The sequence below is a fragment of the Streptomyces sp. A3M-1-3 genome, from assembly GCF_024213665.1.
GTDB lineage: Bacteria > Actinomycetota > Actinomycetes > Streptomycetales > Streptomycetaceae > Streptomyces.
The window spans coordinates 253,343-276,914 of record NZ_JANAVP010000004.1 but is presented as its reverse complement, the minus strand read 5'-3'; the positions used below and the strand labels follow the sequence as shown (position 1 = coordinate 276,914).

Here is a 23,572-nt window from a genome sequence, read left to right as displayed (position 1 = left end):
GAGACTCCCTTCTCACAGGGCCCGCACCGCGGGCCGCCGCAGAGACAGTGCGGTCCCGGCGGCGTGGCTCTTGACGATTGCGTTGACGCTCCGCACGGCCGTGAAGCGCTGCGGGTTGAGGCAGGCGAGATTGTCGTAGCGGGCGACCGGGTTGACGTTGGTGTTCGCGGCCCCGAGGATCGACCGCACCCCGACACTGCCCGCGGCGGGCAGGTCCGTGTCCGTGGCCGTCACCTGCCACCCCGACGGCTCCGCGTCGGTGACCGCCCAAATCTTCGCCCGCAGTTCCGAGCCGGCCACCTGCATCCGCAGCCGCACGAACGTGCCCGCCACGTGGGTGAGCGTGGTGGTGAACGTGGCGAGTTCCGTCTCCGCGGCCGCGATGCGTTTGCGTAGCGACAGCACCACGCCCGCCGCGGTCGTGAACGCCACTCGGGCCTGGTACAGGTTGCTGGCGTCCACGACCCGGGCGACCAGGCCCGCCGTCTGGCTGTCGCCCGTCGACAGGACACTCGTCGCAATGTCCGTGATCAGGTCCACATCAGCGGCCGGCGCGGCCACGAGGCAGCGTCGGGAGACGTTGACGGTGGTCATGGTGTGGGTTCCGATGCCGCTGCCGACCGCATAGTCGGAGGCGCTGCCCCCGCCGGTCGTCCACGCACCTCCGACGTCAGCCGAGCCCCATCCGCTGGATACGGTCCGGCCGAAAGCATCCACAACCGCCCCGGTGATCGCCGAGACGGTCATCTCCTCACCGCCCGCGCGGACGGTGATCGGCATGTGCGCCGGGTCCTCGGTCCACACCGGGCCCACCGTGGTGGCCACAGTCAGCGCCGTGGCGGCCGCATCGATGGCGGCCGCAAGGCTGCTACCCGCCGTGTCCCGCCGGCCCAGCGTCGCATCGTCACGAACACCGACCTCCCACGGCCCGGCCGGGCTGCAGTTGAAGACGATGTCCCAGTCGTTGGGGTGGCCGATCGTCTCCGCGTAGCCCTCGACGATCAGGTCGATCGGGCCGGGCGGCAGCCACGGCGGCGGGTTGATGATGCGGAGCTTGTCGCCGATGTCCAGGGCGAGCACAGTCTGGACGAGGTGCGGGGCGGCCGCCAGGTCGACGTGCACCTGTGGGTAGCGGGCCTCGTTCCATGTCCCCAGGTGCAGCCGCCAGCCGGCATGCTGCTCCGGCTGGGCGTCGTTGTACAGGTTGACGGTCACGCTCTCGTCGTAGATGCCCACCCCGCCCGGCGGGGCCTGGATTGACAGCGGCCCTGCCTCGAGGACCGCGCGCCCCGAACTGCCGCCCACCCTGGTGACGGTGATGTCGTTGCGGACGCGCTGGTCGTCATCGACGGGATCCAGCGGTGGCGCGACCTCCCCGTTGGCCGCGTAGTTGAGGGTCAGGGCGGGTTCCTGGTTGTAGAGGCTGGACCGGTCCCGGTAAATGAGGCCGATCTTGTCCCGGCTCTCGTACAGGATGCCGCCGTCGGCCTCCGCACACTCCTCCAGCAGCGTCAGGAGCGGCGCGGGACGCTGCGGTCCCATGCGTTCGGAGTCGAAGGAGTTGTCTCCGTCGATCCACGACAGCGCTACCGACGCGGATTCCTCGGTGGCCAGCCGGTTGATCCGGCTCAGTGCGGTCTCGCCCGCGAACCCGGTGTCTGCCAGGTCGTAGATCGTGGATGGCGGCGGTGAGCCGGACGCGCCGGTGCCCGCGATGTCGAAGACCGAGAGGTGCCCGAACGCCATGCCGGCAAGGCCGCTGCCCCAGGTGCCCCGGAGCCCCGTGACCGCGCCCTGCGCGCCAGTGAAAATGGTGGAGGCGTACCAGCGGGTGTTGGTGACGACGTCGCGCCACGACGCCTGGAGCCGGGTCTGCCCGCCGCCCGCATCCCCGGTGTAGATCGAGAGACGGTTCCACACCCCGACGAACGACGCGAGCGCCGTGGCGTCGCTGTAGACGACGAATACGATCACCGCGTCGTCCGCGTCGCGGGCCTCGATACGGATACCTGCCGTGCTGGCGTAGACGACCGCGGTACGCATGACCGAGCCGGCCACCGTGACCCGCATGACCTCGGTCTGCGCGGCGGGCAGCGCCGCCAGGTAGTACACGAACTCGCACTGCCAGCCGGCCTTGCTGCTCTGGGGCACGCTGGCCCGCAGCGTGGACGGGTTCTTGAGCTTGGGCAGCGCGGACGATCCGGCGAGAGTGTCGTCCGCCGCGAAGTCCAGCCCGGACACGGCCATCGGTGCAATGCCTGGAATCGGGGAGTAGGCCTGCTTCGCGTCGCGGGCCTCCTCCAACGGCCAGTACGCGACCAGGTTCGGATCGGACGGGATGCGGCGCCGCAGCGTCGACTGCAGCGCTTTCGCGCCCTGTCCGAGGCGCCGCAGGATCCCGGCCGCCTCGATGGGCATGTACACGTCCTGGCCGGACACGTCCCAGCGGTTCGGGAAGCTGGACGCTTCGGGCTGGATGCGGAAGCGCCGGTTGCTGATTTCCGCCTGCCCGTTGACGGTCCACGTCCGGCCGGCTGAATCGGCGAACGAAGTGGTTCCCGGGGCGAGGGCCCGGTGGTCGGGGGACGCCACAACGGGGCCGTTGATGCCGTTGCGTACTTCCGCGCGGTGGATGCCGCCCTCTACGGGCAGCCAGTTCGGGGTGATCGTGAAGGAGGACGGAGCGATCTGCAGCGGTGCCGTACTGGCGAAGATGCTGGTGGGTGTGGCGACGACGGCGTCAGTACCGAACTGCGTCCAGGGGCCGTCCAGGGACTCCGCCCAGTACAGTCGGGCGGTCCAGCCGCCTGCCCCGTTGTCGACATCCACCGTCGCCCGCACAGCGGCGCGCCTGGGCAGCGCGGGCAGGCTCCTGCCCGCGAAAAAGGAACCCACCCCGTCGGGAGAGAACCGCAACTCCAGGGCCCCGCCGACCAGGAGCAGCATGAAGGAGCGCTGATTGATCGATGAGTCCCACTTGCCGATCAGGGTCTGGACGCGCGCGGTGTACCAGTCGACAGCCGCCTCGACCCGCAGGTCGATGTCGCCAACAATGTCGAGGGTGGCATGGTCCGGGGTCGAGGCAATGTCGGCGCTCTGGCCCGTTAGTGCAAGGTACGACTCGGTCCCGGGCACGGAGAACCTGAGCGGGGTGTTCCTGCCGATGAGCCCGTAGTACGGGCTCATCGGGTTGAGCGGCGAGAAGCGGCCGTCCCGGTTGTTGAGCGTGAAGCCGCACTTGGACGGGTCGGTCCTCTGCCCTTCGTCCTTCCGGCCCCGCTCGATGCTGATCGGGTTCCGGATGTAGGTGTAGGCCGTGGTGTTGGTCCACACCCCGCCGATCTTCATCTCGGCCCTGACGTCCAACGGATCCTGCGGGAACGCCACAGGGGGCTCCTCTCTACCGGCCGAACGCGGTCTGGACGTTGCCCTGCCCGTCCACGCGGACGATCTTCTGAATGGCGGTCTTGAAGGCGCTGTCACCGTGCCCGAAGTCGAACCGCACGATCACGACTTGCGGCATGAACCCGGGCCGGGTCAGGGGCGCGGACCCGCCCGCCAGTCGCTGCCCGGCGGACATGGAGCCCGCCGCGGCCGGCGCCTGGACCAGGCCGGCCATGGTGCGGTCAACCTCGGCCTGCCCCGCCTCGATGCCGAGGACGACACCCGCGGGGATCCACTTACCGATGTGGTCGGCCATGTACTTCGAAGGCGACGCGATCCCGAGGGCCTTGGCGATCGGGCCGGGCACCAAGTTCCGCGCCCAGCCCATCAGGGTGGAGCGGAGCCAGCCGCCCATCGACTTGATGCCGTTCCACAGGCCCGAAACGACGGACTGGCCCTTGCCGTACAGGAGGTTGCCGAGGTTTCCGATTCCGTTGGCGATCATTCCGGGCAGGCCCCGCACCCAGCCGACCAGTTCCTTGGCTTTGCGGATCGAGCCGTCCTTGATGGTCGACCAGTGCTTGATCATCAGCCCGATTGGGGTGAAGTTGAGGAAGGCGTTGTAGATCGCGCCGGGGATGCCCTTGATGAAGTCGACGATGGCGTCCCAGGCCGTCGACGTCGCCTTCGTGATGGTGTCCCAGTGTTTGATGATCAGGCCGACCAGGGTGAAGTTCAGGAACAGCTGGACCACGAGGTCCACGAACCACTTGATCTTCGCCCACACCACGTCCCAGGCGGCGATCGTCCAGGCCTTGATCTCGTCCCAGTAGACGATGATCAGCGTGACCAGCCCGGCGACGGCCAGGATGATCCAGCCGATTGGGCCCATCGCGATCAGCCACTGCGCGGCCATCGTCGCCGCCCACACCACCGCACGGCCCGCCATCAGCAAGAACTGCGCCGCCGCCGTGACGGCCGCCCGGACGACCGCCGCGACCCAGGTGCCGATCGACACCAGCGCCGAACCGAGCCAGGCCGCGGCCGTCCGCGCGGCGGACACGGTCGACGTAGCCGCAATCTTCAGCATGGCTCCGACACCCACGGCCTGCATACGCAGCCAGCCCAGGATCACAGGCGTCTGCGACAGGGCCATGACCCGGTTCTTCGCCGCCACGACCGCTGTCGCCGCGGCGTTCGCCAACATCGCAACCTTCACCGCGACGAGCACCCCGGCGAGCACCGTCAAGACCGGCGTGGGCACGCTGTTGATGATTTTCGCCAGCCCGTTGGCGAGCATCGCTGTCGTACCGATCAGGGGGGCAAGCGCGACGAGAAGATTCACCGCCGCACTCCCGAGGGTGCCCAGCGTGTCCCCACCGGTGGCCGCCATGTCGAGGAACTGGGCGAACCCTTCGGAGCCCTTCAGGCCCTGGCCCCATTCCGCGAACCCTGCGGTCATGTCCGCCAGCCCACCGGTCATGCCAGCAGATACGGGCAGGAACGCAGACAGCAGCCCGCCGAAGCCGAGACCGAGATTCTTCACGACCGCCAGGAAGTCCGTCAGCGCCGGCCCGGCCATGCCCGACAGATCGGCAGCGAACGTCTTGAACCCCGCCGACTTCACCCCGGCGCCCACGTCGTCGAGGAACCCGCCCAGGGCCGTTGCCGCGGCCTGGACGAACGGCGTCAGCGTGGGAAGCAGATCCCGCAGGATCTCGATGCCCTGCGTGAACACGGGCATCGTCGATGCCGACATCTCATCCGACCAGGACGCGAAATCGGACTTCAAGCCGATGAACGCCGTTGCGGTGTCCCGGGTCGCCGGCGTCATGTCCTCCAGCGAGGCCATGTAAGCCTTCTGCGCGGCGACGGCAGCCTCACCGCCCTCCTTCGCCGCGTCCTGAGCAGCGCTGTACAACGCCCACGACTCGGTGACGGAATCCATCTGCGGCCCGGCGGCCACCGTGAACGCCTTCACCGCCAAACCGGCGGCCGCCGCACTCGCAGCCAGCCCCGCAACTCCCACAGCGGCCGCGGCGATACCCGGCAGAGCAACACCAGCCCCAGCAAGTTTTCCGACGACCGAGGTGAGGTTGGCGAACTTCTCCGCGATGGCGTCCAGTTCCTCGGACGCCCGGTCACGCGCGATCAGGTTGAAGACGAGCTAAAGCGAGGTGTCAGCCACCTCTAACCACCCCCTTTACTGGGGGTGTTCACCACCCAGCTCTCAGCTTCCGCGCTTCATGCGCTCGTTGGCCTCTTGCTGGGCCTTCTCATACGCGTCGAGCCAGGCATGGATGAACTCGGCCTGCTCGACGGTCATCAGGTCCCACTCCCAGGGGCGGATGCCCAGGAGGTGCGCCGCATCGCCGAGCCGTCTCAGCCGGCGATCGGCAGCTCCGCTTTTCCCTCGGTCTCGGTGTCGTCGTAGGCCTCGGCGATCTGCGCGTCCAACTGCTCCAGCGCGCCGGCCAGCTGGTCGCCGGTCATGTTCTCGGAGACCATCTCCCGCAGCTGCAGCAACTCACCCCGCGTGTACTCCAACTCCAGCTCGCCCCAGGCGAAGTCGACGTCCTCGTACCGCGTCGTGGGGTGTTCACGCTTGAGGTACATGAACAGCAGTGCCCTGCGGCACCGACTGTTGCCCTTCAGCACGTCGGTAGTGAACTCGCTGAAGTTGCGCTCCGTCCGGCGCTCGAGCATCTCCCGCTCGACGGACATCAGCTTCTTCGGGTCGTAAAGCCACCGCTGCGCGTCGCCCTCACCGGGCTTGTAGACCAGGTACATTGCGCTCCCTACTCGGCCCGCGACGCGATGCGCGCGGCCATCGTTTCCATTGCTTCATGGACGGCCTGGCGGTATTGGTCCGCGTCGTTGGTGAAGCTCTCGTCGAACCAGTTCTGCTTGCCGTGCTGGGTACGCCACGGCTCTTTGCCGTAGGAGAGGGTTCGCCACCCGCCGCTGCGCCTGTTGGTCCGCTTGGCCGCGTTGGCGAAACCGCGGAGCCCGGGCGTCTTGAAGGCCTTGACCCTCGCTCCGCTCCAGCGGCCGCCGAGTTTGACCTCGGGCCGGATCTTCTTCGCGATGCTGCTCCGGAGCCCGGGCCCCGTGCCGGTGCCGGCTGACCCCATGGCCATGATCGAGGACTTGGCGGCGGCTGCGCCGGGGCGCAGGGCGTCACGCATGTTCTTCGCGAGGTCCTTGCGCAGGGCCTTGCCGTCCTCCTCGGCGCGGATGGCGCGGACCAGTGCGTCGAGGCCTTCATGCGTGACCTGCAGATCGAACGGCGGGCCGCCGGCCATCAGGCTGTTGCCCTCACTACGGCCCCGGAGGTGGGGTAGCTAACCGACACCGACGCCTCGTCACCGATGCCGCCCTCGATCGGGTTCCAGCCCTTGATGAGCACGCTACCGGTGTACTTGGGGTTCGAGGCACCGACCGCGGCCTGGTCCGCTCGGATCTCGAAGGGGACGACGGTGCCGAGCAGCGGCCACATAATGCTGTCGATCTTGGTTGCGGCCACGTCCTGGAGAAACTCGAGTCCGAGCTCTCCGGACTTGAGGGCGCCGAGGACGGCCTTCCAACCCAGCGAGCTGTAGGTGGTGATGTCCTTGTCTTCGACCTCGACCGAGAACTCGGCCTTGCGGGTGTACTCCGACATGTCGACGCCGTTGAGGCTGAGGAATTGGGCCAACAGAATCATCTTGGCCATGGGGGATACCCCTTTCTGGGCATGAGGATCGGCCCGGCGTCGGAAGACCTCGGGCTGCGCGGAACGGTGGGCGCGACTACCGCACGCCGAGGGCGCTCGCGAACATGAACGAGGGTGTGGTGCCGGTGATCGTCCAGGCCGTGCGGAACCAGCTGTCGGCGATTGCCGTGCCGGACGTGCGGAGGATCTCCCCGCCGGCCGCGGACGCCGCAGCGAACGTGAGCTGCGTGGTCGGCGAGGCGAAGCCGGAGTCCGTGTCAGACTCGACGCGGGCCGTGATGGACGGCGTTGTGCCGGCCACCGACAGGACGTGCAGCGCGGCATACAGCCGCTTGCCCGTCGGCACGACGCCGAGGTTCACCGCGGTGCCCGTACCCGACGCAGTACGGGCCGTACCGGGCGGGTGCCCGACCTGCCCGCGCACCAGCGGCCACGCGGACTTCGCGGTACCGGACCAGGGCGCGACCTCGCCGACCGCGTCACCCTGCTTGTAGTCGGAGCGCAGCGCGGACGTGAAGTACGCCAGGTCGGCCACCGCGGCGTTCGCCGGGCACACCGTCCACGGGCCGACCCCGCCGAGCTGCGACCACGATGCGTTGTCGACCAGGCCCGGGTCGCCGGCCTCCCACTGGCCCTCGCCTGCGATCTCCGCCGAGCCGAGGCCGCCGAGGACTTCCTTCCAGCCGTTCGAGAGGTAGTTGGTGGCGTCCTTGTCTTCGATCTCCGCCGACAGTTCGATCTTGTTGGAGGCGCCGGTGAGGTCCGCGCCGACGGCGAACAGACGCACATTGAGCAGGATGAACTTGGCCATGTCAGGTGCTCCCCTCTCCGATGACCTTGATGACGAGTTCCGCGCCCAGGTATTGAGTTCCGGCGTGCTCGTACCACCGGTAGCTCTGCACTCGCATGACGTGCAGGTCGTGGGCTGCGCCGCCGAGCGCGAACTGCCCGGGCGCCCCGCGGGCCGCCTCGACCGCGGCTTTCAGCGAGCCCGTTCCGCCTCCGGACAGCAGGCCGTCCAGCACCTTCTGTCCCGAGAGGTCGTCCGACCGGCTGACCAGCACGGCGCACGTGAACTCCACCTCGTCCAGCGAGCGGCGCATCGCCTTGTCGAAGTTCACCGAGTAGTCCCCGACGTAGAAGTGGGGCACGGTGACGGCGTCCGGCGCATAGCCGGTGCACGTCAGCTTGGGGATTCCGACCGGCAGGACCACTGCCCGGGCCGCTGTCGCAATCGCGTCACGTACCGCCGAGATCTGCACGTCGCCTCCTATCCGAAGCCAGGTAGTACGAAGTGCTCGATGAGCGCCCACACGTCCGGGTCCCGGCGGGACAGCCGCACCACGCCCCACTCAGCGGAGCCGGTGACGCCCTCCGGGCTGTCCTTGCGCTTGTACAGCCGACTGGCCTGAATCACGGTGGCCTGCTCAACCTCGGTGGGCACCACAGGCCAGCCCCAGCGGGCGGTGATCCTCACGCGCGTGGCTCCCGCGCCCCAGCCCACGGCGGTGCGCAGCAGGCCGGTGACGGGCCGTCCACGCACCAGCGCGTTGTCCGGCGTCGTCTCGTAGTCGGTGACCGCGGTGAACGCCCCGGCGGACCCGGTTTCCACAACAAGGCCGGCCGCAGTACCGATGTCGTCCACCAGCAGCCGCACACCCGCCTCGTCGCACACCACCCGCCCGTTGGGGTTGTACGTGCGCGCGGTGCCGGTGGCGTCGAGGTAGAAGCGGCGGCCGGTGCTCGCGTCGATGCTGCGGGACGCGGCCGTGAGCGCCTTGTTCAGCAGCGTGTCCCGGGTGATGTCGCCGGGCTCGACGCCGAGTGACAGCTTCAGCGTGGCCAGATCGGCGTACTCGTTGGCCACCTCGGCTCACTCCCTGATGACGTTGCCGTCGGCGTCACGCGGCAGCTTGGGGCGGCCGCGCCGCTTCTCCGTGGGCGCCGCGGTCTCGGCCGGTGGCGCGGTCGCGGTTTCCACATCGCCCTCGCCGACAACTTCCTCGGCGACGCCGGAGGCCACGAGGTGAGCGGCCTCGGCGGTCGGCAGGTCGGCGACCTCGCCGCGCGCGGGCCACTCCTGGCCGTTGCGGGTGCCGGACATCGCGACCAGCATGCGGATCTTCATGTGACCCTCCTGGTCAGTCCTGAGCGATGAGTCCGGCGCTGCGCATCGCGGCCAAGATCGCGACGACCGCATTTCGAACGGCAACCGCCTCGGCCTGCGCGTAGGCGGCACCTGGCGAGGCGGGGTCGGCGATCGCCGCACCGTGGGTCCACGCGTTGGTGTCCTCGTCGAACACCTTCGGTTCGGGCATGAGTTCCTCCTGTGGGTAGGCCCGGCCGCAGCAGCCCTCCACTGCGGCCGGGCTGGGAACGGGTTACACGGCGCCCTGGAAGACCTTCACCGCGCCGGTCAGGTCGACCAGGGCAGCATCCGCGCGCAGCAGCGCCCGGAAGGTCACCAGGTCCGAGTTGAACGCAAAGTCGTCCGACCGCTCGAAACGGACGCCGCCGGCCATGCGCACGAAGTACTGCGACATGTCGCCGAAGACGACCGACTTGGCGGTGGTGGCGACGCCCGCGACGTTCGGGTCAGTGACGATCGGCTTTCCGAGCAGCAGGTCCGGCGCGCTCGCCACAAGCGACGGCTGCCAGATGTACTGACCGTCCGAACCCTTCAGCTTGCGAATCGCGCCCAGCGTCGCGTCCTTGACCACCCAGAAGCACGAGGACGACGCCCGGTACGGGGCGATGACCGAGTACTGCAGATCGATCAGATCGTCCGCCGTGATCAGGCCGCCCGCGGTAGCGCCGGTCTTGCCGACGGTCGCGTCCGTCACGATGCCGCGCGGCTGGCCGGTGCCGGTGCCCGTGACCATGTGCGCGCCGAACGCGTTGCCGATCGCACGGCCGGCCTGCATGGACAGGTAGCCCTCCAGGTCCACACCGGTGTCGGTGAGGAGCTCACGGGACACCTGGATGATCGTGCCGTACTTGAACGCGCCGAGAGTGACCTGACCGAACGCCGGATCCGACTCGGTGATCGTGCTGCCCTCGGTAGTGATCGCCGCAGTCGAGTGCGCGGTCGTCTTCGGGATCTGGATCTGCTCGCCCGAGCTGGTGTTCAGCACCGTCGGCCCGGTCTGCAGGATCGCGGACGACTCAATCAGATGCGCCATCAGCCGCTCGTAGAACGAGGTGGGCACCGTGTTGCCGCCAGCAGTCGCCGAACCCTTGGTCAGATCACGGTAGTTGACCGGGCCGGACGGCATGACGTCGAAGTGACGTCCGCCCTCACCGCGGACGAACGCCCGCAGCTCCTCCGAACCGAGCCCCGGACGCTGCCCGCCCCCGTCCTGCTTACGCTGCTCGCCGCGCAGCTTGGCCATCGAGTCCTCGGCGTCCTTCGCGCGCTGCTCACCGTCGATGACGGCCTTGATGCGCTTGTCCAGTGCGTCGAGCTCCGCGTTCAGGGACTGCCACGTCGACTCCTCCTCGCCGGAGAAGGTGCGGTTCTCGTCGGCCGCCGCGTCAGCGAGCGCCTTGGCCTGCTCCCAAACGCGAGCCCTACGCTCGGAAAGGGTCTTTGCTACCTCGGACATGGGTCCGATCTCCTCACTGTGGTGTGGGTGGGGTCCGAGGTGGCTGTCGGCCTGCCTCGCATGCGAAAGGCCCGCACGATGGCGGGCCTGCGGGGATGTAGGGGTGGCTGTCGGCCTGCCCCGGTGGATCAGAGGTGCGGGGACTCCCGCCGTGCCAGCAGTGCCATACGCGCGGCTGCACCCAGCGTCTTGGGCTTCGCCGGGCCGGGGCCGTCTGTGCGGCGGAACAGCTTCCGCAGCTCGTCCTGCTGCGCCAGCGCGCGTACTTCCTCGAACTCGACACCGACGTGGGCCGCGAGGGACCGCAGGCCGGCCGTGCTGTCGGGGTAGGCGGGGATGTTGACCGGGGCGACGTCGACCAGCTGCGCCGCGAGGAGCGTCCGCTTGGGGAACCCCTGGTCGGTCATACCCCAGTCGTCTTCGACCGTGCGGAACGCGAAGCTGGACTTGCGGACGTCGCCGCGGGATACGAGTTCGAGGATGTCCGCCCGGGCCTGCGGCGGATCCACGTCGTACATCAGGCCCGTGTCGTCGACCTGGAGCCGGAGCGTGCCGCCGGCCACGGTCCCCAGGAGCATGTTGTCGTCGTGGTTGTAGCGGGCAATGACGTCCGGCCAGCCGTCGCCCCTGCTCTTGTTGAAGGCGCGGGCGTCGACGACCTCGACGAACCCGCCGAGGTTGGACGATTCGCGGTTGAAGACGGACGCGTATCCGTTGATGGTGCGCTGCTCCTGGGCTGCCCGCAGCTCGACGGGCACCGCGGTGTAGCGCCTCTCCAGGTCGGCCACGGTCGGCCTCCTCACTGAATGGGGTTGGGGTCGTCCGGCGGGGTGCCGGAGTCCGGTGGGGGCGCCGCGAGCATCGCGACGGGCAGGTACGGCTGCCCCTGCCCGTCGGGCAGCGGCGAAAGGTCCTCCAGGGCGCGCACCTCGTCCCGGTTGCGCCAGCCGTCGTTGAGGGCCAGCTGATGCGCCTGGTAGCGGGTGAGCGTGTCGGTGCGGATCATCGCGTCCACGTTGAAGCGGACGAACTCACGGCCGGGCATCAACTGCGACAGCTTGGTCTCGATCCGCACCAGCCACGGCCGCAGGGTCGTGTTCGCGAAGTCCAGCTGGTTCAACTCGACGGTGGAGTAGGTCATCGAGCCGCCGGTGTCGCCACCAACCTTCTCCGGCGGCACACCGTAGATCGCTGCGATCTGCGACGCATTGAGCCGCATGGTCTCGATGAACTGCGACTCCTCCGGGTTCACCTGCAGCGCGGCAAAGTCCCAGTCCGAGCCGTACACCAGCGGCTTCCGGGCACGCACCCGCGCGGACAGGTGATCACTGATCTCGTCGGCCTCGTCAGGGTTCAGCGTCTTCGATGAGTTCTTCATCGTCCACGGCGGAGTGCCCCCGTTGTCGAACCAGGACAGCCCGTACTCGGTCGCCGACAGGCCCACGCCGATCGTCCGCGCAAACAACTGCACCGGCGTCAGCCCGACCACCCTGCCGGGCATCACCACCCACGGAATGTGCACGATCTGCTCGCGCGGCACCTCGACGCCCTGCCAGTAGAACACCGGCAGCGTCGGCCGCAGCTCATCCACCCACATCTCGTCCGGGTTCAGCCACTCAATCGAGGTGGGGAAACCGAAGTCATCCCACTGCGTGACGAGACCGTAGGCATTGCCGCGCAGCGTGAGCGACACAACCAGCTTGTGCAGCCACTCGAAGAGGTTGTCCCGCGCGGCCGGCTGGAACAGCAGCGACGGCACGAACGTGATCGGCTCCCGCGCCGCCCCGTTACGCCGGTACGTCTGCAGCGGCAGTGACGCGATCGAGTCGGCGAGGATCCGCACCGACGCGAACAGCGGAATCAGGGCCAGCGCACGCTCCGGTGACACCGCGCCCGAGCGGGGACCGCCCGCGATCCACGGAAGCGACGTGATCGCCCGCTTGCTGACACCCGCCATCCAACGCAACGGCGCCGCCATCGCCCGGCCGATCCGCCGCCACCCGCCCACAGATGGCGGCGGGCCGCCCGGGTACCACACCCCATCGGGGCCAAGAGTCGGGCCCACCACAGACCTCCTCACAGGGCGAGTTCGGCAAGTTGCTTCTGTCGTTCACGCATTCGGCGCATGTTCTCTGCATGAGTCACGGGCTCGAGGTGACTCGGCTCGCAGCAGGCTGGGTTGAAGCAGAGATGGTCCAGTTCCAGACCGACGGGGATGCCGCCCACCCAGAGTTCATAGGCGACCCGATGCGTGGGCGCAGAGCTACGTTGCGGCGCACCCAGACGTATTGCCCCGTAGCCGCCGGGTCGGGTTGCCCCGGTCCACTCAAGGCACCCGGTCTCGGAATTACGCGCCAAGCGGCTGCGGAGGCGCTCCTCCAGGGTCGCCTTCGGCTTACGGCTCCGAGAGCGGGCACGCCTTCCACGGTCGATGTTGCAACAACGGGTGGAGCAGAACTTCACGCGGTGCTTGTGCACCCAGGTGACTTCGCGTTCCGCATCCACGCCACAGACTGCACAGCAGACTCGGACAGTAACCTTCTCCATGTCGGCACCCCTTCACGGTGTCGTCCACGGCTCGGGGTGTTCACGCACCGCCGAGCCTTTTGATTCGGCGCTAAAGCACCGAATCCAGCACGTTGTAGTCGTCGAGCACGATCGGCCCGCGGGTCAGCAGCGCCCACCGGGCGAGCGTCACCGTCACCAGCGGAGCAATGTCCACCGGCGACGACCGGCGGTCCAACGTCCACGCATCGTTTGACGGACGGGTCCGGGCCCCGTTCACCGCGGCCGTCAACTCGGCCTGATCGATGTGCACGGCCGTGCCCTGATTCATCGCGTCGGCGATCTGCCCACACGCTTCGAGAACATCGCCGGCCCGCAGGATCACCAGATCACCGCGGGCCGGCTGGTCGCTGGACTCCGGAGCCCTCACACCGGCCGCGACCAAGTCATCAACAAGAGACGCCGCGGGCGACCGCGACGCGACCGCGACCGCGATCGGATTCCACAGGGCGCGCAGCCGCAGCACCGCGGGCACCACCCAGTCCGTACCCGGCCGCCGGTCGACGACCTCCAGGTGCATGCGCCCGTCCTCGCGCACCGAGGCGACACCGATCGAGGCGTAATCCCGCGCCGCGGACACATCGACAGCGAACGCCAGCTCCGCGCCGGGCTTCGACGCCTTATCGACCAGGCCCGGCCACATCTTCTTCGGCACGTTCGGGTCCTCGGGCGGCGCGGCCTTCCGTGTCCGGTTCAGATACGCCCGGTCGAACCCGGACGGGTCGTCGGCCATCTTCTCCAGCTCGGACCGGATGACCGCCTCGGTCACCGTGTGCCCGAGCGCAGGCAGACACGTCCGCCACGTCGACGGCTGATCGCGCGGCAGATGGTCCGGAGCGAACCACTCGAAGTACGCGACGCTTGTGCGCTCGCCCGTCTCCCACAGCCGCTCGACGATCTCGCGACCGGCCCGCCGCTTCTTGTTCAGCCACACCGACTTCTCGGTACCGCCCGCCGACGCCCACACCAGCTGCGCCATCGGCCGGGTCAGCATCGCCGGGGAGAACGCCTGCTCCAAACGGTCGTCCTCGTGCGCGAACGCCTCATCGATGACGCCCAAATCGAGCGGCGGGCCGTGGCCGGCCTTCTCGGTGTTCGACGTGATGCCCAGCCGGGACCGCTTCGCGGTGAACAGGATCGCCTCGTTGCCATTGCTCTTCCGGGTCCTGTATCGCCCGGACAGGCTGGAGTCGTCGAGGGTGACGAGGAACTCGTCCTCCCACCGCTTGCGCGCGTCGTTGCGGGTCTGCGCCGCGTACACCACGTTCTGCCGCTCCAGCGCCATGCACCGATGCACCATCAGCCCAAGGATCTGCTGCGTCTTCCCCTGCTGCCGCGGCACCGACAGACCCACCTCGCGATGCGCGAACAGGCCCGTCTCGGGGTCGATTTCCAGCGCCACATCCAGGACGTACCGCTGCCACGGCATCGGCGGGTAGCCGAGCGCCTCCATCACTTTCGCGGCCTTGCCACCCAGCGTGGGGAAGTCCGGCCGGCGCGGCGTACCCCAGTACGGCGGGCACTCCAGACCGTACAACTCGCGGCACTGGACGGCGAACTCAGTCGGGGGAACCCAGATCGCCGAGTCCGTCATCGTCGTCATCCGTGGCCCGCCCCTCCAGCAGCTGGGCGAGCGTCGCCCGCAGTTCGCGGTTGAGCTGGGCCAGCTGCCGGCCTTCCTCCCCGCCACCGGCGTCGATCTCGCGGGCCAGCGTGTACGCCATCGCGGACAGCGTGGGCTCGATGCTCACCAGGTCGCCGAGCTGCTCGATGTCCTCGCGAGCGGCCGTCTCGACGGGCCCCATGGCGCCCCCTTCAAGATCATTCCCAGGCCCACGGCCGCGGGGGGAGAAAAATAAAAGCTGGGCGCGGGGCTGCGGTAATGCCCCCCTAAAAACCAAATGTCCGATTCGGTCTACTCTGCGTACCAATCGCGTGAGGTGACAAGCCTGGTGACCTGGGCCAATGGCTTGTTGCTCTTCTCGGAGTTGCAGCTCCTCAAGCACGTCGGGCATTTGCCGACCCCGTGGATGGGGGCGAGGTTGTCGGGGTCGAGCGGGGCCCCGCCCTTGCTGACGGGCGTGATGTGGTCGACAGCGTCCGCCGCGCCGTGGCCGCAGAGGATGCACACGTCGGACTCGGCGAGGATGCGCGCGCGGATCTTGCGGTAGGCGTGGCTGGTGAGGTCGGTACGGCCGGCCATGCTCACCTCCGGGCGTGCGTCGGCCCGGCCTGGGCAGTCATGGGCACCGCGCCCACAACTGGCTCACCCCCGGACGTGCGTGGGCCCGGCTGAGCGCGGTGGCGCCGGCCGGGCCGGGGTGGAGGGCTGTGTGAAGGCGTGTGACGGTGCTGTGACATGACGATGCCCCGCGCGGTGGCGGGGCATTGGTGTCCGGGCATGCCGGAACTGCGGCCCATCATCAGGCCTGATCGGATCTTTTGCAACTAGGTACAGAAAGGCCCGGCCGTGGGTGGAGGCACGGCCGGGCCAGCGCGGGCCCTGGAGTCCCTGCCGCGGACAGGTGCGGCAGGGACTCGCGGCGGGTAGCCCCCCTCGCAGGTGGCCACACGCTACGCCCGGTGTGGCCGAAAGTCAGCCCCTCGTCTTCGGCTTGCCCGGGGTGGGCTTCTGCTCGGTCGGGTAATGCCCGCCGCGGCTGGCCGAGTAGGTCGTCTCGTGCCCCTTCAGCCTCGGGTCGTCGGGCGCGGGCTTCGGCTGCTTGAGTGTCATGATGCTGGTCCTGTCTCTTGATCGGGATGGGACCGGGGCGGCCGGATGCCTGGCAGCTGTGCGGCCGCCCCGGGGTCTAGTGGGCCCTGCGTCAGGGCTGGTTGGTTTCCTCGCGGACCTTGTAGCGCCGGGCCTCGGACGGAACGCGGTAGATCAACATCCCCTCTCGGTCCTCGACCACGATCGCGGGCGCAGCGCTCTGGCCAGCCTCTTCGCGTCGAGAGGGGGCCGGGGCCTCCGGTGGGGGAGTGGCCGACGAAACGGACACCCGATACGCCGCGGCGCACCAGCCGGCCGCGAGCAGCCACATCAACGCGGGCGCGGCGAGGGCGATCCCGCCGAGCAGCCAGCCGAGGGCGAGCACCGCGGCCAGCCGCTTCGCCGCGCCCCTCACCGAGCCCGGCAGCAGCCACGCGCCGAACTGCCGCCCCAGCACGCCTGTGCCGCGCGCGAGGTGGCTGGCCGCGGCGCGGACCAGCCTCACAGGAGCGCCGTCAGACCGAGGCCGAGGAGGTTCGCGGCCGAGGCGAGGGGCACCGCGGCGATCCCGGCGACGGAGCCGGATAGGCCGAGGCTGATGCCGGCCACGGCGCCCGTGCCGAGGGCTGCGTTCGGGACCTTGTTGGCCCACCTCCACAGGCCGTACAGGGCGAGGGTGAGGAGGACGACAACCGCGTGCCCGCCGTCGGACAGCGCCATCTGCTTGGAGCGGGTGACGTCGGGGGTGCCGCCGCCGACGCCCCAGACGAGGGCGAGGTCGCCGAGGCCGTTGGAGCCCCACAGGGTGATCCCGGCGATTGCGCCGAGGAGTCCGCCGGCGGACAGGATGAGAAGCATGCCGTACGCGGCGGACAGCAGGAACGGCACGAGGGCGGCCGTGCGGCGTTTGTCGCGGTGCCACCAGCGGATGCCGGTGAGGACGAGGATTCCGGTGCCGACGGTGACACCGCCGAGCGAGACGACGTTCACGAGGGGCCTCAGTTGAGGATGGCGACGCCGAGCGCCGCGAGAGTCAAGATCAGGGCGACGGTCCCGGCGATGGGTGGGACGTCGTGAGCCGCAACAGCGGCGAGACCGAGCAGCGCGCCGAGCGCTGCGAGCGCGAAGAGCAGGCCCAGCAAGGGCATGGCGAGATGGGGTGGGCTGCTCAGCCGGCGGAGGCGAGCGGTGGCAGCGTCTCGGGGTCGTAGAGGTTGCCCATGCTGGGGTCGACGAGCGCGGGCGCGATCTTCCCTCGGGACTTCCATGTGGCGACGGTGCTCATTTCGACGCCGTACCGCTGGGCGACTTCGCGGGTGGTGAGAAACCGGGGAGGCTCGGCGAGCAGCTCGCGCGGCTCGGTCTCGGTCTGCGGCTGCTCGGGGGCCTGCTCGCTCGGCTCGATCTCGGGCACGGGGGTCTGCTCGGCCTGCTCGACGGGCGCGGGCTCGGCGGCGCGCACTGGGGTCGCGGCAAGGTGCAGGAGGTGGCCGAGGACCAGGGGCGGGACGCATGAGACGGCGATGACCAGGGCGAGGGGGGTGCGCGGCTCACTGCTGAGATGCCCGGTCACGAACATGTGGGACACGGGCTGCGCGGCCATCGCGGCGCCGAGCGACAGGAACGCCCCGGCCACGGCGGAGCGCTTGCCGGGCGCGCCTGCGGGGCGGCTGCTGGCCACGGCGGCGGCGATGCCTGCGTATGCGGCGAGCACCCCCGCCATGCCCCACGCGAGGGTGTCATCCCACCCGGCGAGCACAGCGAGATGGTGCTCACCGGGGGCGCACATGCCGAGGACGACGACGGCGATCACGGGGCGGCCGGCGGTGGTGAAGGCGCGGATCCACCAGGGCGGGCGCGGGCTGGGGTGAGCAGGGCGCGGGCTGGTGGGGGTGACGGAGCGCACAATGCGCGAGATACGATCACGGGCATCCATCAGGAGACTCCAGATCTCTTGGTGGTCAGGCCCTGCCGGGAGAGTTCCAGTCTCACGGTGGGGCCGCTTTTTTGTTGTAACGCTGGACTTTAGCACGGTAGTTGATGATCCGTCATGGTTTGTGAGAGTGCTGAGTGGGGCGAGCATGCTGGGCTGCTCACCCCACTCGCACGGGCCTCTCAGGCTGCGAGACCCTGCTCGGTCCAGATGCGGCCGCAGCTCGTGCAGTGCGCCACCGGGATAGCGCCGGCCCCTCCGTGGACCTCGATGCGGCCCCCGCACTCGCAGGGGCGTTCCAGGCCGGCCTTGCTCGCGGCGATGTCGAGGGCCCGCTCAACCCGCTCGGCCGCACCCTGCGCGACGCGGGCGACGTAGCGCAGCTGCTGCTCGTCAAGGGGGCGCTGCGGTCCGCGGATGCCTTCCACCCTCGCGCAGAGCCACAGTGCGGCAAGGGTCGCGGTGCGGTAGCCGGTGAAGCGCCAGCGTTGAGGGTCGGTGGCGTCGGCTGCGGCCAACGCATTGCGGCGCTGCCGATCAGCTTCGGCAATCTTCCGGGCGCGTTCGGTGGCGTGGAAGCCGATATGCGGCGCCATCGGCTGCATGACGGGGTGCTGGCTGGAGTGGGCGATCTGGTCGGCGCACTCCACTAGGCCGGCCTCAACGAGCCGCATGGTGTCGTATACGGCGAGGCGGATGGGGACGGGGCGTTCGCCGATTTGCGCGGGGTCGCGTTCGAGGGCGCGGCGGGCGGCGGCTTCTTCGAGGTCGGGCTCTTCGAGGGCGGCGAGGTAGCCGCGGAGTCCGAGGCCGAAGGCGCCGATCTGGGCGGGGGCGCCGAGGGCGTCGCGCAAATCGGTCCAGCGGGTTGCGATGGTGCGCAGGTGGTGTGTGGTGGTGGTGGTCACTGTGGGCTCCCGTGGTACATAGGGCGGTACAATGATCAGCACCTGGGGGCGCGCCCGTCCTGGTCAGACATGTGGGCGCGCCCCAGCCTTGCGTCTCAGCTGAGAGCGTCCTTCACAGCCTTATTGAGAGCGTCGAGCTTGGTCTCTGCGGTCCGTGCGCGGCTCTTCCAGTAGTCCCGCTCTTCCACTACGTCGTCGTAGTTGGCCGCGGCTGTCATGATCTTGCCCAAGGTCAGCTCAGCCATGGCGCTGTTGGCCAGGTTGGGGGCCGTCTTGGCTGCGGGCTTGTTGGTGGGCTTGCCGCAGGTCTTGAGGTGGTGCTGCACCGGTCCGGCGGTTTCGGAGGTGAAGGCGCACTGCTGGCAGCCGTAGACCTCGCTGCCGTTGTCCAGCAGTAGTTTGCGGATCTCTTGGCGGATGCCGGTGACGGGGTCGTCGTGGATGACGCTGTGGCCTTTGTGTTGGGTGGCGGTCATGTGCGGTGGTCTCCCGTGGTTGATGGGTACGGTGATCGCACCGAGTAGGGGCGTGCCGGTTGTCGTGGTGGACGTGGCGCGCCCCTTCGTCGTGTCTCAGCGCTTGCGACGGGCGGCGGCTCGGCGCGCTGCTCGGTTCAGGCGAGGCGGGCTGGGCTCGTTCATGCCGGGGGTGCTGGTGTCGGGCTGCTCCTCGAAGCGGGGCTCTTCGGTGCCGGGCTGGATGTCGAGGCTGCGATGTGCCCATCGGGGGCTGCCGCCGTGGGTGACCTTGTCCCAGCCGGAACCGTCGTGGTCGTCCAGGTGGAACACGTCGCGGCCGTAGTGGACGCGTACTGCCTTGCGGCGCGTGCCGACGAGGTGGCGGGCCCAATACGCGGGGAACTGGCCGCTGTCGGCGATGGTGACGGTTACGCGCATGGCGGTGCACGGCTCTCCGTTCCACTCGGTGCGCTCAGCCATGGTCATTTCTCCTTGGTCTGGTTGCTGCGGACGCCGGCCCAGATGAGGGCGATCAGCAGGGCGGTGACGCAGATCGTGATGACTGCGCCGAGTTCGTAGCCGTTCACGAGGTGGGCTCCTTGGGGGTGTCGAGGGCGGCGAGGATCTCGCGGGCGTAGTCGCGTGTCGCCCGATCGGTCTCGTCGTAGCCGGTGGGCAGCGGCGTGTTGGCGGCGCGCCCCACGTACTCGCGTGCGCGGGCGATGGCGGCCTCGGCGCGGCGGGCGCGCTGCCCGGCGTCATACGCCTCGCGTTCGGCGGCCGTAGCGCGCTGCCTGACGTCGCGGTACTTGGCCTGGATGTTGAGCCAGCCGCGGGCGTACTCCTCGCGTTCGTCGTACAAGGCGTCGAGTTCGTCGCTGGTGATCGTGTCGACGGTGTGACGGGTCTCGGTCATCGGTGCTGCTCCTGGAGTGCGGCGTGGGTGATGGCGGCTGCGTCCTGCTGCGCGGTGCCTATGTGGGCGCTGTGGGGGCGTACGGCGCGTTCGGTGCGCCGGGCGTCGCGGCGGCGCTGCCAGGCGTCGTGGGCGGCGCACACCGCGGCGACCAGGAGGGCGAGGGTGAGGAACGCGGCGGTGAGCAGCAGCGTCGGCAGCACGCGGGCGATCACCGGGTCCTCCAGGTGGGGTGCATCCAGTGGGCGAGGGGCAGTCCGGCGAGCACGACGACCAGGCCGACGAACGCGAACACGTCGATCACGGCTGCTCCCCCACAGGCATCCAGCGGGTGACGGTGACCTCGCGCTGCTCCATCTCGACGGCCTTGATCTCGTCGTCGTAGTTCCAGGGGTCGGTGTCGTCCTGGTTTTCAGTGAGGCCCTGCTCGTAGTGGACGCGGTACGTCAGACCGTCGTCGGGGGCGCGGAAGATCAGCTGATGCACGGACACCCAGCGGCGGGCGTCGACCTGCTCACGGTGCAGAATCTCCGGGCTGTCGTCGGCCCACGCGCCGGGCAGGTCCCAGGCGTCGAGCTGGTCGCGGGTGAAGTGGCGGACGGGCATGGTCGTTCTCCTTTGTGCGCGGGTCGGGTTGAACCGGGTGCGCCCGGTCAGGCGGCGGTGTCTGGGTGGCTGCCGGTTTCGGGGTCGCATGCGAGGCAGGTGGTGTATCCGCGGTCGAGGCGGAAGCCGTGGAGTTCGTGTCGGCAGATGGTGCAGAGGGGGGTGTGTGGGGCGGGCGTTCCCTCCCCTTCCCCCACCTTCGGTGGTGGGGAAGGGGGGGAACCTGGGTTCCCGGCGGGTTCCCGCGGGGTTCCCGGGGAATGGTTGACCTGGGGTTTTGCGGTTCCCTCAAGATCGCTCGGGGATTCCCCCGGGGAACCTGTTCCGGGAAGGGGCGGGGGAAGGCTTCCGGGAACCTGATTTGTCCGGTTCTTCCGTGCCCGTACGGCGGCCTCGATCTTGGCTTTCGAGGCGGGGATGCGGGCGCTCGCGAGGGCTCTGATCGTTTGCGGGTTGCCTGCGTCGCCGGGAAGTCCGAGACCGTCGATTTTCATGATCAGCCACTCGATGGAGCCCTCGATGTTCTGCTCAAGGTGCTCGTACGCGGCCATGACGTGGCGGGTGCAGCCCGGGAGGTAGCGGTCGCCTTCCTTGCGGGCCTGGCGGACGATGTGGAACACCTCGGGGCCGATGCCGGTGCGGGTGTGGGTGCGGCGCAGCAGGAGGTTCCCGCCGCCCTGGACACGCAACTCCCAGACGTGGTCGACGTCCTGGGTCTTGGCGGAGGAGCCGCGGGCGCCGCGTTCGCCGTCCTTGCCCATGTGGTCGAGACGGACGGAGGCGATGCCGGCCCGCTTGAGGGGGAGCAGGGTGTGCCGGTAGAGGGACAGCCAGGTGTCGGCGTCGTTTTCGGGGCCGGAGATGAACCGGCTCACGGTGTCGAGGCAGACGAGTTGGGCCTCGCATTCCCGGACCATGGCGAGGAGGTCTTGCCCGCCGCCCGCGGTGTCGAGGGGCCGGATGGGCGGGAACGAGGCGTACGAGAGGAGGCCCATGCGCCCGGGGCCTCCGCCGTACGAGGCGAACCGGTCTTGGATGTCCTGGTGGCCGTTCTCGGCGTCGATGTAGAGGATTGACACGGGGTCGTGGGCGCGGTCGGCGAGGAACGGCTGCCCGGTGGCCATGCGCCACAGCCACTCTTGGCAGAACAGGCTCTTGCCGGCCTTGCCGTCGCCGACGACGGTGATCTGTTGGCCGGGGGCGAGGAGTTTGCCGAGGAGGAGTTGAACGGCGCCGAAGTCGGTGGCGAAGAACGGGTCCCAGTCGAGGAGGGCGCCGGTGAGGTGGGCGGGACCGCCGGTGGCGCTGCTGCGGGTGTCTTCGTAGTCGCGGTGCTTGGCGGCGAGTTGGTCGAGATGGTCGGGGTCGGCGATGCCGGAGAGGACAGCGGCCTCTACGGCGGTGGCGAGTTCGAGGTGGCGGCGGAGGCGGGCTTTGTCGCGGATCTGTTCGGCGAAGCTGGCGGCCATGACGCCGGGGATGACGTCGATGCCGATGCGGTCGATGAGCTGGCCGCCGTCGACTTCGCGGAGCCGGTTGTCGTCGAGCTTGGCGATTTCGGCTTTGACGAGGACGGGGTGAAGTGGTTTGCCCTCGGCGACCATGCCGCCCACGACGTCCCAGATGAGGCGCAGCGGGCGAAGGTAGATGTCGTCCCGCTTGATGATCTGGGCGCACTCGAGGTAGGCGGCGGCGTCGTGCATGATGACGCCGGCCACCAGGTTTTCGGCGTCGGCGTCGTAGGGGACGCGTCGTGTGAGGCCGTCGTGGTCCCCTTGCTGGTCGCGTGGGAAGGGGTGGACGTTCTCCACGGGGCTCCTTCAGAAGAGTGCGGACTGCTCGGCGGGGCGGCAGTGGTGTTCGGTGACGTGGGGGTGTGGGCAGTTCGGTGGGTGGTGGTGGCCGGTCCAGCGGAGGCGTGGCGGGTTGTGGGGGCCTGCTTGGTAGAGGCACCAGATGAGCCGGTTGGGGGTGCGGGCTTCGGCCTGCTGCTCGGGTGTGAGGGGGGTGAGGTCCGCGGTGATGTTGAGGGCGGCGGTGCGGCCGACGAGTTGGGTGAGGGTGGGCGCGGAGCAGGCAGGGCAGGGCTGGGGGCTGCTGCTGGTCTGCCTGCTCGCGCGCCCGGCCATCAGGCGCGCTGCCAGGTGACGGTGCCGCGCTCGACGTAGCCGTTCGCGCGGCTCTTGCCGGTCGGCTCCTGGGTTTCCTCGTCACGGATGGCGAGGTGGTTGTTCCAGAAGCTGACGCGGGCGCGGGCGGCACCGATCGAGCCGTACGGGCCCTCGTACTCGGTGCGCTCGCTGCCGTCGCGGTCGGTGAAGACGATCACGGCGCGGAACACGGTGGCGTTGGCGGCCATGCCGATGGAGCGGGCCATCAGTGCTGCTCGCTGCTCGCGCCGACGAGGAGCCCGGAGCCGTGCCGCAGGACGTCGCGGGCCTGCTGGACGTCCGGGTCGAGTTCGCCGTCGAGGGTGCCGCCCTTGGTGCGCAGCCGGTACAGGCCGCGGAGCAGTTCGCGGAGGCGCTCGTCAGAGAAGTCGTCGCCAGCCACCTCAACGCCGACAATCCGCAGCTTCACGGACGGGAACTTGTCCTCGTCGGGGCCGGGCTCGACGCGTTCGACGTGGGCCAGCTCGACCACGGCCATCCAGCGGCCCTTGCGCTGGCGGAACATGTCGCCGCTGTACGGCTCCAGGGCCTCTTTGACGTCTTCGAGGACTTTGCTGTCGAACTTGATGTCAGCCATGGGTGGTGCCTTTCGGGTTGG

32 protein-coding genes are annotated in these 23,572 nt (G+C 69.3%); all 32 read right to left on the bottom strand.

The features are described from left to right. Window positions 1–12 precede the first annotated feature (12 nt). A complete protein-coding gene (locus NLX86_RS06705) occupies window positions 13–3,387 on the bottom strand; it encodes a hypothetical protein (RefSeq protein WP_254370657.1) in 3,375 nt (1,124 codons plus the stop codon). Window positions 3,388–3,400: 13 nt separating this feature from the next. Then, window positions 3,401–5,365, bottom strand: a complete 1,965-nt coding sequence (locus NLX86_RS06700) for a hypothetical protein (RefSeq protein ID WP_254370656.1) — start codon at window positions 5,363–5,365, stop codon at window positions 3,401–3,403. 401 nt (window positions 5,366–5,766) lie between these two features. Then, window positions 5,767–6,174, bottom strand: coding sequence for a hypothetical protein (locus NLX86_RS06695; protein WP_254370655.1), 408 nt, complete (start codon window positions 6,172–6,174; stop codon window positions 5,767–5,769). An 8-nt stretch (window positions 6,175–6,182) separates the two neighbouring features. Continuing rightward, on the bottom strand, window positions 6,183–6,689 hold the full coding sequence (locus NLX86_RS06690; protein ID WP_254370654.1) for a hypothetical protein: 507 nt from the start codon (window positions 6,687–6,689) through the stop codon (window positions 6,183–6,185). After that, on the bottom strand, window positions 6,689–7,099 hold the full coding sequence (locus NLX86_RS06685) for a hypothetical protein (protein WP_254370653.1): 411 nt from the start codon (window positions 7,097–7,099) through the stop codon (window positions 6,689–6,691). The genes NLX86_RS06690 and NLX86_RS06685 overlap by 1 nt, the downstream gene beginning before the upstream one ends. A 76-nt stretch (window positions 7,100–7,175) precedes the next feature. Continuing rightward, window positions 7,176–7,910 carry a hypothetical protein gene (locus NLX86_RS06680; protein WP_254370652.1) on the bottom strand — a complete coding sequence of 245 codons (735 nt, stop codon included), beginning with the start codon at window positions 7,908–7,910 and terminating at the stop codon, window positions 7,176–7,178. Between the two features lies 1 nt (window position 7,911). Further along, window positions 7,912–8,361 (bottom strand): hypothetical protein, encoded by a 450-nt coding sequence (locus tag NLX86_RS06675; protein ID WP_254370651.1) that lies wholly within the window; start codon window positions 8,359–8,361, stop codon window positions 7,912–7,914. A gap of 8 nt (window positions 8,362–8,369) precedes the next feature. Next, window positions 8,370–8,966: a phage gp6-like head-tail connector protein gene (locus NLX86_RS06670; RefSeq protein ID WP_254370650.1), complete on the bottom strand. Its 597-nt coding sequence runs from the start codon at window positions 8,964–8,966 to the stop codon at window positions 8,370–8,372. Window positions 8,967–8,972: 6 nt separating this feature from the next. Continuing rightward, window positions 8,973–9,227 (bottom strand): hypothetical protein, encoded by a 255-nt coding sequence (locus NLX86_RS06665; RefSeq protein WP_254370649.1) that lies wholly within the window; start codon window positions 9,225–9,227, stop codon window positions 8,973–8,975. Window positions 9,228–9,240: 13 nt separating this feature from the next. Beyond that, window positions 9,241–9,417 carry a hypothetical protein gene (locus tag NLX86_RS06660; RefSeq protein WP_254370648.1) on the bottom strand — a complete coding sequence of 59 codons (177 nt, stop codon included), beginning with the start codon at window positions 9,415–9,417 and terminating at the stop codon, window positions 9,241–9,243. 63 nt (window positions 9,418–9,480) lie between these two features. Beyond that, window positions 9,481–10,704 (bottom strand): phage major capsid protein, encoded by a 1,224-nt coding sequence (locus NLX86_RS06655; RefSeq protein WP_254370647.1) that lies wholly within the window; start codon window positions 10,702–10,704, stop codon window positions 9,481–9,483. A gap of 128 nt (window positions 10,705–10,832) precedes the next feature. After that, window positions 10,833–11,492: an HK97 family phage prohead protease gene (locus tag NLX86_RS06650; RefSeq protein ID WP_254370646.1), complete on the bottom strand. Its 660-nt coding sequence runs from the start codon at window positions 11,490–11,492 to the stop codon at window positions 10,833–10,835. Window positions 11,493–11,503: 11 nt separating this feature from the next. Beyond that, complete coding sequence (locus tag NLX86_RS06645; protein ID WP_254370645.1) at window positions 11,504–12,661, bottom strand: phage portal protein; 1,158 nt, start codon at window positions 12,659–12,661, stop codon at window positions 11,504–11,506. A 119-nt stretch (window positions 12,662–12,780) separates the two neighbouring features. After that, a complete protein-coding gene (locus tag NLX86_RS34985; protein ID WP_374213841.1) occupies window positions 12,781–13,251 on the bottom strand; it encodes an HNH endonuclease signature motif containing protein in 471 nt (156 codons plus the stop codon). A 70-nt stretch (window positions 13,252–13,321) separates the two neighbouring features. Continuing rightward, on the bottom strand, window positions 13,322–14,872 hold the full coding sequence (locus NLX86_RS06640) for a terminase (protein ID WP_254370644.1): 1,551 nt from the start codon (window positions 14,870–14,872) through the stop codon (window positions 13,322–13,324). Continuing rightward, a complete protein-coding gene (locus tag NLX86_RS06635; protein ID WP_254370643.1) occupies window positions 14,829–15,074 on the bottom strand; it encodes a hypothetical protein in 246 nt (81 codons plus the stop codon). Before NLX86_RS06635 ends, NLX86_RS06640 begins: the two co-directional genes overlap by 44 nt. A gap of 110 nt (window positions 15,075–15,184) precedes the next feature. Beyond that, window positions 15,185–15,472: an HNH endonuclease gene (locus tag NLX86_RS06630; RefSeq protein WP_254370642.1), complete on the bottom strand. Its 288-nt coding sequence runs from the start codon at window positions 15,470–15,472 to the stop codon at window positions 15,185–15,187. Window positions 15,473–15,865: 393 nt separating this feature from the next. Beyond that, a complete protein-coding gene (locus tag NLX86_RS06625) occupies window positions 15,866–16,003 on the bottom strand; it encodes a hypothetical protein (protein WP_254370641.1) in 138 nt (45 codons plus the stop codon). Window positions 16,004–16,094: 91 nt separating this feature from the next. After that, window positions 16,095–16,487 (bottom strand): hypothetical protein, encoded by a 393-nt coding sequence (locus tag NLX86_RS06620; protein ID WP_254370640.1) that lies wholly within the window; start codon window positions 16,485–16,487, stop codon window positions 16,095–16,097. Then, entirely contained in the window at window positions 16,484–16,972 is a 489-nt protein-coding gene (locus tag NLX86_RS06615; protein ID WP_254370639.1) for a hypothetical protein, read from the bottom strand. The genes NLX86_RS06620 and NLX86_RS06615 overlap by 4 nt, the downstream gene beginning before the upstream one ends. 8 nt (window positions 16,973–16,980) lie before the next feature. Further along, entirely contained in the window at window positions 16,981–17,130 is a 150-nt protein-coding gene (locus NLX86_RS06610) for a hypothetical protein (protein ID WP_254370638.1), read from the bottom strand. Window positions 17,131–17,150: 20 nt separating this feature from the next. Continuing rightward, a complete protein-coding gene (locus NLX86_RS06605; protein WP_254370637.1) occupies window positions 17,151–17,918 on the bottom strand; it encodes a hypothetical protein in 768 nt (255 codons plus the stop codon). 179 nt (window positions 17,919–18,097) lie between these two features. Continuing rightward, window positions 18,098–18,823 carry a hypothetical protein gene (locus tag NLX86_RS06600; RefSeq protein ID WP_254370636.1) on the bottom strand — a complete coding sequence of 242 codons (726 nt, stop codon included), beginning with the start codon at window positions 18,821–18,823 and terminating at the stop codon, window positions 18,098–18,100. A 95-nt stretch (window positions 18,824–18,918) separates the two neighbouring features. Further along, complete coding sequence (locus NLX86_RS06595) at window positions 18,919–19,299, bottom strand: hypothetical protein (RefSeq protein WP_254370635.1); 381 nt, start codon at window positions 19,297–19,299, stop codon at window positions 18,919–18,921. 96 nt (window positions 19,300–19,395) lie between these two features. Beyond that, window positions 19,396–19,761, bottom strand: a complete 366-nt coding sequence (locus tag NLX86_RS06590; RefSeq protein WP_254370634.1) for a hypothetical protein — start codon at window positions 19,759–19,761, stop codon at window positions 19,396–19,398. A gap of 103 nt (window positions 19,762–19,864) precedes the next feature. Then, window positions 19,865–20,197 carry a hypothetical protein gene (locus NLX86_RS06585; RefSeq protein WP_254370633.1) on the bottom strand — a complete coding sequence of 111 codons (333 nt, stop codon included), beginning with the start codon at window positions 20,195–20,197 and terminating at the stop codon, window positions 19,865–19,867. After that, the gene (locus NLX86_RS06580) at window positions 20,194–20,412 is read right to left on the bottom strand and encodes a hypothetical protein (protein ID WP_254370632.1); all 219 of its coding nucleotides are present in this window, start codon (window positions 20,410–20,412) and stop codon (window positions 20,194–20,196) included. Before NLX86_RS06580 ends, NLX86_RS06585 begins: the two co-directional genes overlap by 4 nt. Before the next feature lie 85 nt (window positions 20,413–20,497). Continuing rightward, complete coding sequence (locus tag NLX86_RS06575; protein ID WP_254370631.1) at window positions 20,498–20,803, bottom strand: hypothetical protein; 306 nt, start codon at window positions 20,801–20,803, stop codon at window positions 20,498–20,500. Between the two features lie 47 nt (window positions 20,804–20,850). Next, window positions 20,851–22,614 carry an AAA family ATPase gene (locus NLX86_RS06570; RefSeq protein ID WP_254370630.1) on the bottom strand — a complete coding sequence of 588 codons (1,764 nt, stop codon included), beginning with the start codon at window positions 22,612–22,614 and terminating at the stop codon, window positions 20,851–20,853. A 9-nt stretch (window positions 22,615–22,623) separates the two neighbouring features. Next, on the bottom strand, window positions 22,624–22,932 hold the full coding sequence (locus NLX86_RS06565) for a hypothetical protein (RefSeq protein WP_254370629.1): 309 nt from the start codon (window positions 22,930–22,932) through the stop codon (window positions 22,624–22,626). Continuing rightward, the gene (locus NLX86_RS06560; protein ID WP_254370628.1) at window positions 22,932–23,180 is read right to left on the bottom strand and encodes a hypothetical protein; all 249 of its coding nucleotides are present in this window, start codon (window positions 23,178–23,180) and stop codon (window positions 22,932–22,934) included. Before NLX86_RS06560 ends, NLX86_RS06565 begins: the two co-directional genes overlap by 1 nt. Beyond that, window positions 23,180–23,551, bottom strand: coding sequence for a hypothetical protein (locus tag NLX86_RS06555; protein WP_254370627.1), 372 nt, complete (start codon window positions 23,549–23,551; stop codon window positions 23,180–23,182). The genes NLX86_RS06560 and NLX86_RS06555 overlap by 1 nt, the downstream gene beginning before the upstream one ends. Between the last annotated feature and the right edge of the window lie 21 nt (window positions 23,552–23,572).